The sequence below is a fragment of the Erwinia piriflorinigrans CFBP 5888 genome, from assembly GCF_001050515.1.
In the GTDB taxonomy this organism is placed as follows: Bacteria; Pseudomonadota; Gammaproteobacteria; order Enterobacterales; family Enterobacteriaceae; genus Erwinia; species Erwinia piriflorinigrans.
Genome location: NZ_CAHS01000015.1, coordinates 103,827 through 115,548 on the forward strand (window position 1 = coordinate 103,827; position 11,722 = coordinate 115,548).

Annotated in this window: 12 protein-coding genes; 7 read left to right on the top strand and 5 right to left on the bottom strand. The window is 52.2% G+C overall.

Features of this window, described 5'->3' with window-relative positions; all coding sequences use genetic code 11:
* Positions 1 to 3: 3 nt before the first annotated feature.
* Together EPIR_RS08765 and EPIR_RS08770 are read right to left on the bottom strand one after the other, a co-directional pair.
* Positions 4 to 861, bottom strand: a complete 858-nt coding sequence (locus EPIR_RS08765) for an efflux RND transporter periplasmic adaptor subunit (RefSeq protein WP_023654999.1) — start codon at positions 859 to 861, stop codon at positions 4 to 6.
* 4 nt (positions 862 to 865) lie between these two features.
* The gene (locus tag EPIR_RS08770; protein ID WP_420834758.1) at positions 866 to 1,069 is read right to left on the bottom strand and encodes a DUF1656 domain-containing protein; all 204 of its coding nucleotides are present in this window, start codon (positions 1,067 to 1,069) and stop codon (positions 866 to 868) included.
* A 182-nt stretch (positions 1,070 to 1,251) separates the two neighbouring features.
* On the opposite strand from EPIR_RS08770, the gene slyA reads away from it, so the two are divergent.
* Positions 1,252 to 1,689: a transcriptional regulator SlyA gene (gene slyA, locus EPIR_RS08775; protein WP_048697230.1), complete on the top strand. Its 438-nt coding sequence runs from the start codon at positions 1,252 to 1,254 to the stop codon at positions 1,687 to 1,689.
* A gap of 40 nt (positions 1,690 to 1,729) precedes the next feature.
* Here the strand turns inward: slyA and EPIR_RS08780 are convergent, their stop codons facing one another.
* A complete protein-coding gene (locus EPIR_RS08780; RefSeq protein ID WP_023655002.1) occupies positions 1,730 to 2,197 on the bottom strand; it encodes an outer membrane lipoprotein in 468 nt (155 codons plus the stop codon).
* Between the two features lie 280 nt (positions 2,198 to 2,477).
* Here EPIR_RS08780 and anmK point away from each other — a divergent pair, with 280 nt between their 5' ends.
* The 4 genes from anmK to pdxY all read left to right on the top strand — a co-directional run bounded on the left by anmK (position 2,478) and on the right by pdxY (position 6,723).
* The gene (gene anmK / locus EPIR_RS08785) at positions 2,478 to 3,599 is read left to right on the top strand and encodes an anhydro-N-acetylmuramic acid kinase (RefSeq protein WP_048697232.1); all 1,122 of its coding nucleotides are present in this window, start codon (positions 2,478 to 2,480) and stop codon (positions 3,597 to 3,599) included.
* Positions 3,600 to 3,726: 127 nt separating this feature from the next.
* Positions 3,727 to 4,383: a pyridoxamine 5'-phosphate oxidase gene (gene pdxH, locus EPIR_RS08790; RefSeq protein ID WP_023655004.1), complete on the top strand. Its 657-nt coding sequence runs from the start codon at positions 3,727 to 3,729 to the stop codon at positions 4,381 to 4,383.
* A 132-nt stretch (positions 4,384 to 4,515) separates the two neighbouring features.
* Complete coding sequence (gene tyrS / locus EPIR_RS08795; RefSeq protein WP_023655005.1) at positions 4,516 to 5,793, top strand: tyrosine--tRNA ligase; 1,278 nt, start codon at positions 4,516 to 4,518, stop codon at positions 5,791 to 5,793.
* A gap of 69 nt (positions 5,794 to 5,862) precedes the next feature.
* The gene (pdxY, locus tag EPIR_RS08800) at positions 5,863 to 6,723 is read left to right on the top strand and encodes a pyridoxal kinase PdxY (protein WP_023655007.1); all 861 of its coding nucleotides are present in this window, start codon (positions 5,863 to 5,865) and stop codon (positions 6,721 to 6,723) included.
* A 47-nt stretch (positions 6,724 to 6,770) separates the two neighbouring features.
* On the opposite strand, the gene gstA is transcribed toward pdxY, so the two are convergent.
* Together gstA and dtpA are read right to left on the bottom strand one after the other, a co-directional pair.
* A complete protein-coding gene (gene gstA, locus EPIR_RS08805; protein ID WP_023655008.1) occupies positions 6,771 to 7,376 on the bottom strand; it encodes a glutathione transferase GstA in 606 nt (201 codons plus the stop codon).
* 198 nt (positions 7,377 to 7,574) lie between these two features.
* Positions 7,575 to 9,053 carry a dipeptide/tripeptide permease DtpA gene (dtpA, locus tag EPIR_RS08810; RefSeq protein WP_023655009.1) on the bottom strand — a complete coding sequence of 493 codons (1,479 nt, stop codon included), beginning with the start codon at positions 9,051 to 9,053 and terminating at the stop codon, positions 7,575 to 7,577.
* Between the two features lie 550 nt (positions 9,054 to 9,603).
* On the opposite strand from dtpA, the gene betI reads away from it, so the two are divergent.
* Both betI and betB read left to right on the top strand, forming a co-directional pair.
* Positions 9,604 to 10,203 carry a transcriptional regulator BetI gene (gene betI, locus EPIR_RS08815; protein ID WP_023655010.1) on the top strand — a complete coding sequence of 200 codons (600 nt, stop codon included), beginning with the start codon at positions 9,604 to 9,606 and terminating at the stop codon, positions 10,201 to 10,203.
* Between the two features lie 17 nt (positions 10,204 to 10,220).
* Positions 10,221 to 11,678, top strand: a complete 1,458-nt coding sequence (gene betB / locus EPIR_RS08820; RefSeq protein WP_048697235.1) for a betaine-aldehyde dehydrogenase — start codon at positions 10,221 to 10,223, stop codon at positions 11,676 to 11,678.
* Positions 11,679 to 11,722: the final 44 nt, after the last annotated feature.

The window sequence follows — 11,722 nt, forward strand, 5'->3', positions numbered from 1 at the left end:
TCCTCAGTGCTGGATGGAGATCGTGCAGGTGGTCCCAGCGACGAGGGTTAAACCAGCAGGAACCGCATTAAGACGTATACGCACGGGGATGCGTTGTGCCAACCTCACCCAAGGGACATTAGGTTTTATATCAGGGGTCAGACCACTGTTGTTTTCCACACTTTGGTCATAAATAGCGCGGCCAATACTGTCAACCACGCCAGTCAAAGGCTGGTTGTCACTGTAGAGTCTGACTTCGGCCCGGGCACCCGCGTGAATATGGCGTAGCTTGGTTTCTTCAAAATACCCCATCACGTAAAAAGAATGGCTATCCACCAGCGCAAACAGCGGGGTGCCGCTGGTGGCGTAATTTCCCTCACGGGTGACCAGATTACTGACCCATCCATCTGTCGGTGCGTAGAGCACCGTTTGTGACAAATTCCATTTGGCCTGGTCGAGAGTTGCCTGCGCCGCCCGAACAACGGCAGCCGCGGCTTTAACCGCCAGAGTGGCAAAATCGAGATCTTCCGCAGAGATCATGTTACGCGACAGGCTCTGACGGCGATGTGCCTCATGTTGAGCTTTCACTAAGTCTGACTGCGCTTTGGCAAGCTGAGCTTCACTATTTAACACCGCGATGCGGAAAGGTTCATTATCAATCGTGAGTAATGCGGTGCCTCTATGAACAAACTGATTATCTCGTGCTTCCAGTTTAACAATTCGACCGGAGACCTGCGGCGTAATATTGACCAGTTCTGCGCGTACTTTTCCATCACGCGTCCAGGGTGACTGCATATAAAAGTTCCACAGCAACCAACCGGCACAGAGTGCAGCAGCAAAAAAGAACAGGGTGGAAAGATATTTAAATGAACTCAGTTTCATGAAGTTATCCGATGATTAAAAGCCACTGTGAAGCCGTTACGCAAAGGATAAACAGCGAAAGATCCAGCAGAGTGGGATGCCAGATATCGCCAGAATAGATCCAGTCACGTACCAGGGCATGAAGTAAAAGCCAGAAGAAAAAACCCAGCAGCAAGGCTTTAAAAAACGGTGGAAAATAGAGCGAAGCGCCTAAAACCAGTTCTGCCATCGGGATTTCCATAGGTAAAAAGAGGTTATCACCAGATAAATCCTTATCGTCAGTATGCGCCATGCATCTCAACACGGAATACGCCATTCAAATAATGATGGATTTGTATTTTGTCCTGTAAAATCGCAAAATAGTCTAAAATGTGGCTTGATAGTTAGCAAGCTAATTATAAGGAGTGAGAATTGGATACACCATTGGGAACTGATATGGCCAGGTTAGTACGCATCTGGCGAGCACTCATTGACCAGAGGCTAAAACCGCTGGAGTTGACACAAACTCACTGGGTAACACTGCATAACATCCATCAGTTACCTCCTGAGCAATCTCAGATTCAGCTGGCAAAGGCGATTGGCATTGAGCAGCCGTCACTGGTGCGCACTCTGGACCAACTGGAAGAAAAAGGTTTGATTTCGCGAAGTACCTGTGCGAACGATCGCCGGGCAAAACGGATCAGCCTGACCTGCCAGGCGGAGCCGATTATCACGCAGGTCGAGCAGGTTATCTCTGGCACTCGTGATGATATTTTAATCGGTATTTCGCCGACTGAGATCGATAAAATGGTTACGCTGATCGCGAAATTAGAAAGGAATATTCTCGATTTACAGGGAAGGGATGAATAAAAAAACCGGCATGTGAGCCGGTTTTTTTCAGGCGCTAAATTTAACGCGGAGAAACGGTTACTTCGCTGCCATTAGAGGTCATTGCTACGCGTTGACCCACAGCGTAACGGCTTGCAGCCTGTTTCTGAACGACGGCAATGGTGCTGCCGTCATCACGACGAATTTCAAGTTCAACGCCCTGGCTCTTATTCATAGAGCCTTGAACGCCCTGACCAGCTACACCACCCGCCACAGCACCTGCTGCCGTAGCCAGGCTACGGCCTGTACCGCCGCCAATAGTATTACCAAGGAAGCCGCCTAATACAGCACCGCCAATCGCTCCAATAACGTTAGTATTATCATCGCCCTGAATCTGCACCGGACGAACTGATACCAGCGTACCGTAAGTTACGCTGTGAATCTGTTTCGCTTCGGAAGCCGAGTAAACATCACCAGATAGTGAATTATCATTAACACACCCAGCCAGCGTAACCCCTGTAAGTGCCACGATTAACAAACGCATCATCATGTTAAAACTCCTATTTGTTGCAGGTGCTGCGAGCATTTGGCGGGCAGCGTATAATCGCTCTATTATAAGGCAATTATCGCGATTTTTCTCACTTAAGTGTGTCGCGACTCCAGCAATAAGCTATCCCGCGCTACCTGAACGCCGAATCAATCACTATAAAATTCCTATTGGGATAGTAAAAAAATTAAAAAACCAACGAGCGATAGAAATCATCAGCTAATTTTGCCAAGCTGGCGCAATGAATCTCATACCCGGCTTACGGGCAAAGGCGGAAGATAGGATGAAATCAGGACGATATATCGGTGTGATGTCCGGAACCAGCCTCGACGGGGTCGACGTTGTCTTGGCGGTGATTGATGAAAATATGGTCGCGCAGCAGGCCAGCTACCATCATCCGATGCCGCAGGCGCTACGCCAGCAAATTCTTGCTGTGTGTCAGGGGCAATCGCTTACATTGTCGCAGTTGGGGCAGCTGGATACTCGTCTGGGCAAACTTTTTGCCGAAGCGATTCTGGCTTTGCTCAGACAGCAGGGACTGTCAGGCGAAGAGATAACGGCTATCGGTTGCCACGGTCAAACCGTGTGGCACGAGCCGCAGGGTGAGGCACCTAACACTTTACAAATCGGCGATAACAATCAGATAGCGGCCATGACCGGTATCACCGTCGTGGGTGATTTTCGGCGGCGCGACATGGCGCTGGGTGGGCAGGGCGCGCCCTTGGTTCCTGCATTTCATCATGCGGTGTTAATGCACCCGGCGGAACGTCGCATGGTACTAAATATAGGCGGTATTGCTAATCTTTCGCTGCTGCTGCCAGGACGAGGGCTGCGCGGATTCGATACGGGCCCAGGTAACATGTTGCTTGATGCCTGGATTTGGCGTCAGCAGGGGAAAGCCTATGATAAAGAGGGTGCTTGGGGAGCCGGGGGAAATATCGTCTGGCCACTGCTCAAACAAATGTTGGCTGATCCTTACTTTGCCCTCAGCGCGCCAAAAAGTACCGGTCGGGAATATTTCAACCTGAGCTGGCTTGAACAACAACTTTGCTCTTTTCCCGCCTTGCCGGCGCAGGATGTACAAGCGACCTTAACCGAACTGACAGCAACCACGATTGCGCAACAGGTCATGCTAAGCGGAGGGTGCGATCGTCTGTTGGTTTGCGGAGGTGGTGCGAATAATCAGCTGCTAATGGCGCGTCTTGCCGCCCAGTTAGCCGGAACTGAAGTCATGAGCACCGATAAAGCCGGTATCAGTGGCGATGACATGGAGGCGTTGGCCTTCGCATGGCTAGCCTGGCGTACGCTAAGTGGCCTGTCGGGCAATTTACCTTCCGTTACCGGAGCGCGCGAGGCCAGCGTTATCGGGGCAATATATCCGGCCAACCGTCCGGTATCCTTGTAGGATTGGCAAGGCGAGACGCCTGCATAAAGGCGTACTGAAGGAGATCCTGCACGACCTGTAACACATTGAAAAATTCCGAGGTGCGGAGCACAATAACCTTCACTTTCCCTTAGTCAGAGCCTGAACGATGACCGACAGCGATCACCTGCAACAAATCGCCCATCTGCGGCGCGAATATACCCGTGGTGGCTTGCGCCGCAAGGATCTTCCTGAAGACCCGCTAAATCTGTTTGAGCAGTGGCTGGATCAGGCCGTAGCGGCCCGGTTGCCTGATCCTACGGCAATGAGTGTCGCGACGGTTGATCAGCACGGACAGCCCTATCAGCGTATCGTATTGCTCAAGCACTTCGATCGGCGCGGCATGGTGTTTTATACCAATCTCGGCAGCCGTAAGGCGCAGCAGCTGGAGAAAAATCCGCGTATCAGCCTGCTGTTTCCCTGGCATATGCTTGACCGTCAGGTGATGGTGCTGGGCAGCGTTGAGCGTTTGTCGACGCTGGAAGTGCTCAAGTACTTCCACTCCCGACCACGTGACAGCCAGCTGGGTGCCTGGGTATCAAAGCAGTCGAGTCGTATTTCTGCGCGTGGCGTGCTGGAAAGCAAGTTTCTTGAGCTGAAGCAAAAATTCAGTCAGGGCGAGATCCCGCTGCCCAGCTTCTGGGGCGGCTATCGTGTCAACATTGAATCAATGGAGTTCTGGCAGGGCGGTGCTCACCGTCTGCACGACCGTTTTTTCTACCAGCGTGAAGGCGATGCGTGGAAAATTGACCGTTTAGCACCCTGAAACATGAAATAATGCCGCTAAGCGCTGGATCGGAGCCGTTCAGCGCCTTATCCTGTATTCCTTATTTTTTCCGCGCTTCAGCGGTAAGCTGTGTACCAGTGTAGGTGCAGACTTTTTTACATGGAGTCTTAGATGGCCAGCAGTAACCTGATTAAACAATTGCAAGAGCGGGGCCTTGTCGCCCAAGTAACGGATGAAAACGCGTTAGCAGAACGTTTGGCGCAGGGACCAATCGCTCTCTATTGTGGTTTCGATCCGACTGCCGACAGCTTGCATTTAGGTCATCTGGTGCCATTACTCTGCCTGAAGCGTTTTCAGGACGCTGGCCATAAGCCAGTCGCGCTAGTGGGTGGTGCGACGGGGCTGATCGGCGACCCGAGTTTTAAAGCGGCAGAACGTAAGCTGAACACCAGCGACACGGTTAACCAGTGGGTTGAAAAGATTCGCCAGCAGGTTGCGCCATTCCTTAACTTCAACTGTGGCGATAACAGCGCCATCGCGGCCAATAACTATGACTGGTTCGGCAGCATGAACGTGCTGACCTTCCTGCGTGACATTGGTAAACACTTCTCTGTTAACCAGATGATTAATAAAGAAGCGGTTAAGCAGCGTTTAAATCGTGACGATCAGGGCATCTCTTTTACCGAATTCTCTTATAACCTGCTACAGGGTTATGACTTCGCCTGTTTGAACGAGCGTCACGGCGTGGCGTTGCAAATTGGTGGTTCGGATCAGTGGGGTAACATTACCTCGGGTATCGATCTGACCCGCCGTCTGCATCAGAACCAGGTGTTTGGCCTGACGGTTCCTCTTATTACCAAATCTGACGGCACTAAATTCGGCAAAACCGAAGGTGGGGCAGTCTGGCTGGATGCGACCAAAACCAGCCCGTATAAGTTTTACCAGTTCTGGATTAATACCGCCGATGCGGACGTTTATCGCTTCCTGAAATTCTTCACCTTTATGAGTCTTGAAGAGATTAACCAGCTGGAAGAGGAAGACAAAAGCAGCGGCAAAGCGCCGCGCGCTCAGGGAATACTGGCAGAGCTGGTGACCAGACTGGTACACGGTGAAGACGGTCTTATTGCTGCTCAGCGAATTACCCGTAGCCTTTTTGCTGGCAGCGTCACTGAACTGACTGACCATGACCTGTCGCAGCTGGCGCAGGATGGTATGCCGGGTATTGAACTGGAAATCGGGCAGGACCTTCAGCAGGCTTTGGTGAGCAGTGAACTTGCGCCATCTCGTGGCCAGGCACGTAAACTGATCGATGCAAAATCCGTCAGTATAAACGGTAGCCTGCAAACCGATGCCGAGTATGCTTTTGTCGAAGACGACCGCCTGTTTGGGAAGTACACTCTGCTACGCCGGGGCAAAAAGAACTATAGCTTAATCAGCTGGAAATCATAAGCGCCCTGGGTTGAGCCCACTCTGAAGCCGGTTATGCCGGCTTTTTTATTGGCAAGAAAGGTCAGTACCATGAAAAATATTCTCTCAATTCAGTCCCATACAGTGTTTGGCCATGCTGGCAATGGTGCGGCAGAATTTCCCATGCGCCGCCTCGGCGCAAACGTTTGGCCACTTAATACCGTCCAGTTCTCGAACCATACCCAGTATGGGCACTGGACCGGAACGGTGATGCCCGCGACGCATTTGACCGATATTGCCCGTGGTATTGGTGGTATCGATCGTCTGAAAACCTGTGATGCGGTGCTGAGCGGATATCTCGGCTCCGCTGAACAGGGAGAAGCGATACTTGAAATTGTCACTATGGTTAAAGCAGCCAACCCGGACGCCTGGTATTTTTGTGATCCGGTGATGGGCCACCCTGAAAAGGGCTGTATTGTTGCGCCTGGCGTCGCAGAGTTTCACGCTAATGCTTCGCTTCCGGCCAGTGACCTCATCGCTCCTAATTTGCTGGAGCTGGAAATGCTCAGCGGGCAGCCGGTGACCAGCATCGATGATGCGGTGGCTGCGGCGCGAGCATTGATTGTTAAGGGGCCGAAAATCGTGCTGGTTAAACATCTGGCGCGCGCCGGATACCGTAGCGACCGCTTTGAGATGTTGTTGGTCACCGCAGACGAGGCCTGGCATATTGCCCGGCCGCTGATCGATTTTGGCGTACGCCAGCCGGTAGGTGTGGGCGACCTCACCAGCGGGCTGTTGCTGGTCGATCTGCTACACGGCTTATCGCTCAAGCAGGCGCTGGAGCATATCACGGCGGCGGTCTATGAGGTAATGCTCAAAACCCATCAAATGGGGGAGTATGAACTGCAGTTGGTCGCCGCACAGCAGGCAATCGCTCATCCCCGTCAAGACTTCGCTGCGGTAAAACTTTAATCACATACCGTGGGCTGTCTAAAGAGACCTGCCCACGGTCACTCTTGTCAGTTCAACCCTTCTGCCTTCAGGGCTGCTATCACCGCAGGCCGGGCAGCAACGCGTTCAAACCAGCCGTTCAGCGCGTCAAGACCGTTCAGATTTAACTTGAGCGCATGTGCCCAGCGCGTCACGGTAAACAGGTAGGCGTCGGCAACGGTGAAGCGCGATCCCATCAGCCACTGATTCTCCTTCAGTTCGCTATCAACATAGCTGAATTTTTGCTCCAGCTGCTGGCGAACCAGGGGCTTGTACTCCTCCGGGGTATTCGGGCGAAAAAGCGGGCTGAACCCTTTATGTAGCTCGGTGGCAATAAAATTTAGCCACTCCAGCGTGTGATAGCGGGCCAGGGTGCCAGTCGGTGCCAGTAACTGGCGATCCGCCTTCAGATCGGCCAGGTACTGCACTATTGCCACACCTTCGGTAAGTACCGTACCGCCGTTCAGTTGCAATGCTGGCACCTGTCCTTTGGGGTTGATGCTCAGGTAATCTTCTCCCTGTTCGGTTAGCTTTGTGTGTGTATCAACGGTGACGAGCGTAAAATCAAGGCCGGTTTCTCGCAGCACGATATGAGGTGACAGCGAACAGGCACCGGCTTTATAGAACAGCTTCATGGCATTCTCCTTAGGGGCAACGGGAAGTTAATCTTACTGCGGCAGACAAAAATTGTCAGTGGTCATGATCACGTGTTAAGGAGGGCTGGCCAGATAAGTGGGGAGAGGGGCGTTTTTCAATGCAGAGAGGTGCGCTGTAGGGGGACGTTCTTCGACTGAAGCCGGGGAGAAATACCCCGGCAAAATGATTGTCAGAGGCTATGCACCGGGTTGTTCATCCTGGGTCATACGGTTCAGCATCGGGGCGGCCAGTACCATCAGTATGGCGATGATGCCAGTAGTGATACCAATCTTCAGGAACACGTCACCGTAAACATTCAGCGATTGTAGCGGGTTGGTGATATTTTCCGGTACTGCCATCAGGTTGGCGACTTTGCCTGCCACCATGGCGGCTCCGGCAGTTGTCAGGAACCACGAGCCCATAATAAAGCCCATCAGACGCTGAGGCACCAGTTGAGCAACCATCGCCAGGCCCAGGCCTGAAATCATTAGCTCTCCCACGCTTTGTAGCGCATAGCTAAGCACCAGCCAGCCAACAGAAACGATCCCCATTTGGTTAGCGAGTGACGCGCCCAGCGGCAACACCAGAAATGCGGCAGAGCACAGCAACATACCCAGTGCGAACTTGTGTGGCATAGGCATCCGGTCGCCGAGCTTGTTATACAGGGCAGCCAGCAGTGGGCTGAAGACCATGATCCAGAAGGGATTGAGCGCCTGGAACTGCTCCGGCTCAAAAGCAATACCTAAGATACTGTGTTCGACGTTGCGAATAGCGAAGAAATTCAGTGAGGTAGGCATCTGCATATAGAGTACGAAGAAAACAATGGCTTCAACCATCAGCAGGAAAGCCACAACCATTTTACGACGTGCTGCCCCTTTCAGTATCAGTGTTTCTTTAGCGAAGATCACCACTATAGCGGCAGCAACTACCGCCAGCACCATCCGCGCAATTCCTTGATTGTGGAGCAGCCATGATGCCACAGCAATCATCACGACCACGCCCACGAGGGTTGCCGCCAGCTTGCGCAAATTCAACGGCGCGAAATCGGCTTTAGATCCGTGATTTTTCACCCATTTGCGGAAGAACATAAAGTTGACAAGGGTGATCAGCATGCCGACGAAAGAGAGACCGAAAGCGATGCTCCAGCCGAACTTAGCCGCCAGCCACGGAGTAGCAAGCATGGAGAAAAATGATCCGATATTGATCGACATGTAATACATGGTGAACGCGCCGTCGAGACGCGGATCGTCTTTCTCATAACAGGTAGAAAGGAGTGCTGACGGGTTCGCTTTAAACAGACCATTACCCACGGCAATGGTGGCCATACCCATATATACCATCGAAACATCATGTCCGGACCATGCCACTATCGCATAGCCGACTGCCAGCACCAGTGTACCCAGCACGATAACGCGCTTAGTGCCGAGAACTTTATCCCCCAGCCAGCCACCTACGGCAATCAGACCATAAACCAGTGCGCTGAAGGAAGCAAACAGCGTAATAGATTGTGCTTCGGACATACCCAGCATTTTGACCAGGTAAACCGCCATGATGCCCTGCAGGCCGTAATAGCCGAAGCGCTCCCATAATTCGATAGAAAAGATTAGATAAAACGATCGCGGTTGCTTAAAAGCATTAAGGCTGGCTGCCTCGGTGTGTTTGTTTGCAGTAGACACTCATACCTCTCGGTTAAGATCCTGATTTTGGCAGGAATTGAGTCAGCGTAACGTGGGGAATACGCCCGCTGTATCGTTATAAGATAGGAAAAACGCCAACAATCTCGCCGATCGTCTACAATGAGGCAAGCATTTTTTTCAATGTTAAAAACAGCGTTGAACAGGGGGATGTGATTGCGTTAATCGCTTGATTTGAAATTTTATTCTAATTTTATCGATTATAAAGCATTATATTCCATTTTTAGTGTGTTAATGCTTGCGTTAGTGGAATCAATCGCTGCTTATGCTGTTTGCGATTAATTATTCTTATCATTTTGTGATTTGTGATATTTACTGCTGCAGGGTTTATTTTATGTGCAGGGTATTGATCATATTTTTTTGTGTTGAAGTCATCTCCGCTGGAATGAATGGAGGGGGGGATGACCAGAACGCTCTTCGCTGCTGATGGGCGTTAATAACAAATCGTGTTGACGATGTTTTTATATTGATTGAACGTTCAATATAAAAAGACTACAATTACTATCATTCAATAGTCAAAACCGATTAAGTGATGCCAAAGATTGGAATGAAGGTGATTCGACAGGCGCAGCTTATCAACGCTACGCTAACGGTCATTGACCGTGTGGGGCTGGCTAATGCCAGTCTGGCACTGATTGCGAAAGAGGCTGGGGTATCAACCGGCATTGTCAGTCATTATTTTGGCGACAAAAACAGGCTGCTCGAAGCATGTATGATGCAGATCCTGTCTGATCTCTACAGCGCATTGCGGCACCAGCGTCTGAAGGCTGGACAGGATGCTGAAGCCCAAGTCAGAGCCATCATCGACGGTAACTTTGATGTCAGCCAGGTTGCCGCACCCGTGCTGAAAACATGGTTGGTGTTCTGGGCCGAGAGCCTGTATCAACCCAATCTCAATCGCCTTCAGCGGATCAACGATCGCCGGTTGTATTCAAACCTGGCGGCACAATTCCGCCGTGTTTTACCGGTTCGCCATGCGCGTGAAGCCGCTTCCAGCATGGCAGCATTACTTGACGGGCTGTGGCTGCGTTTGACGCTGGCACCGCAACCGATGGAGCAGGGGCTGGAGCAGGCCCGCATGCTTTGTTATAAAAATTTGGCGCTGTGGTTAAACAGCGCTCCCACCCCCTGACAGGAGGAGAAGGTATTATGCAACGTCGTGGTCTATATATTAACGGGCGCGAAGTATCCGGGAATGGAGACATATTCACCACTATCAATCCTGCCAATGGCGAAGTACTGGCTGAAATCACCGCCGCCAGCCAGCAGGATATCGATGCCGCCGTCGCTTCGGCACATGCTGGTCAGCGTATCTGGCGCGGCTATACGCCGGTAGAGCGTAGCCGCGTATTGCTTAAAGCCGTTGCGCTACTGCGTGAACGTAATCAGCCGCTGGCAGAGCTGGAAACAGCCGATACCGGGAAGCCCATTGCGGAAACCTCGGTGGTGGATATCGTTACCGGTGCCGATGTGCTTGAGTATTATGCTGGCCTGGCGGTAGCGGTAGAAGGCGAATCGATCCCACTGCGTGACAGCGCGCTGGTTTATACCCGTCGTGAACCGCTGGGCGTCTGTGCCGGTATTGGTGCCTGGAACTACCCCATTCAGATTGCACTGTGGAAAAGCGCTCCGGCGCTGGCCACTGGTAATGCGATGATCTTTAAGCCGAGTGAAGTCACTCCGCTTAGTGCGCTGGAACTGGCAAAAATCTTTAGCGAAGCCGGACTGCCGGATGGCGTGTTCAACGTTGTTCAGGGCGCAGGCAGCGTAGGTCAGGGCCTGAGTCAGCATCCCGACATCGCTAAAGTCTCCTTTACCGGGGAAGTGAACACCGGTAAGCGCGTGACCGCCGATGCGGCGCTGGCTAATCTGAAGTCAGTGACGATGGAACTGGGCGGTAAGTCGCCGCTGGTGGTGTTTGACGATGCCGATCTCGAACGCGCCGTAGATGGCGCAATGGCAGCAAACTTCTTTAGCAGCGGCCAGGTGTGTACTAATGGCACCCGGGTATTTGTGCAACGCTCACTGCTTCCGGCGTTTGAAAAGCGTTTGCAGGAGAAGATGGCTAATATTCACTGTGGCGATCCTACCGATCCGGCCGTCAATTTTGGTCCGCTGGTGAGTGAAGGTCACTGTAAGAAAGTGGTCTCTTACCTGGAACTGGGTCAGCAGGAAGGCGCTCGTCTGTTAACCGGTGGTTCTCGTATGACCCACGGGGCGCTGGCGAAAGGCTGCTACGTAGAGCCAACGGTCTTCACCGACTGCCGTGATGATATGCGTATCGTGCAGGAAGAGATCTTCGGTCCGGTAATGAGCATCCTGGTATTCGATGACGAAGAAGAAGTGATCAAGCGCGCTAATGATACGCACTTTGGGCTAGCGGCCGGGGTGTTTACCAACTCCCTGAACCGAGCGCACCGCGTTATCCATCAGCTGGAAGCGGGAATTTGCTGGGTTAACACCTGGGGCGAGTCACCTGCTCCGATGCCGGTTGGCGGCTATAAGCAGTCGGGCCTGGGCCGTGAAAATGGCCTGGAAACGCTGCACCACTATACGCGTACTAAATCAATTCTGATTGAGATGGGCGAGTTCCCGTCCGCATTCTGATTGCTTGCCGCAGCGGTTTCGCTGCGGCATTTTCCGGAGGTTAC

What these genes read in the sequence shown, in the direction of transcription:
- EPIR_RS08765 (WP_023654999.1), bottom strand. Translation starts at nt 861, where the DNA reads ATGAAACTGAGTTCATTTAAATATCTTTCCACCCTGTTCTTTTTTGCT.
- EPIR_RS08770 (WP_420834758.1), bottom strand. Translation starts at nt 1,069, where the DNA reads ATGGCAGAACTGGTTTTAGGCGCTTCGCTCTATTTTCCACCGTTTTTT.
- EPIR_RS08780 (WP_023655002.1), bottom strand. Translation starts at nt 2,197, where the DNA reads ATGATGATGCGTTTGTTAATCGTGGCACTTACAGGGGTTACGCTGGCT.
- anmK (WP_048697232.1), top strand. Translation starts at nt 2,478, where the DNA reads ATGAAATCAGGACGATATATCGGTGTGATGTCCGGAACCAGCCTCGAC.
- pdxH (WP_023655004.1), top strand. Translation starts at nt 3,727, where the DNA reads ATGACCGACAGCGATCACCTGCAACAAATCGCCCATCTGCGGCGCGAA.
- tyrS (WP_023655005.1), top strand. Translation starts at nt 4,516, where the DNA reads ATGGCCAGCAGTAACCTGATTAAACAATTGCAAGAGCGGGGCCTTGTC.
- pdxY (WP_023655007.1), top strand. Translation starts at nt 5,863, where the DNA reads ATGAAAAATATTCTCTCAATTCAGTCCCATACAGTGTTTGGCCATGCT.
- gstA (WP_023655008.1), bottom strand. Translation starts at nt 7,376, where the DNA reads ATGAAGCTGTTCTATAAAGCCGGTGCCTGTTCGCTGTCACCTCATATC.
- betI (WP_023655010.1), top strand. Translation starts at nt 9,604, where the DNA reads ATGCCAAAGATTGGAATGAAGGTGATTCGACAGGCGCAGCTTATCAAC.
- betB (WP_048697235.1), top strand. Translation starts at nt 10,221, where the DNA reads ATGCAACGTCGTGGTCTATATATTAACGGGCGCGAAGTATCCGGGAAT.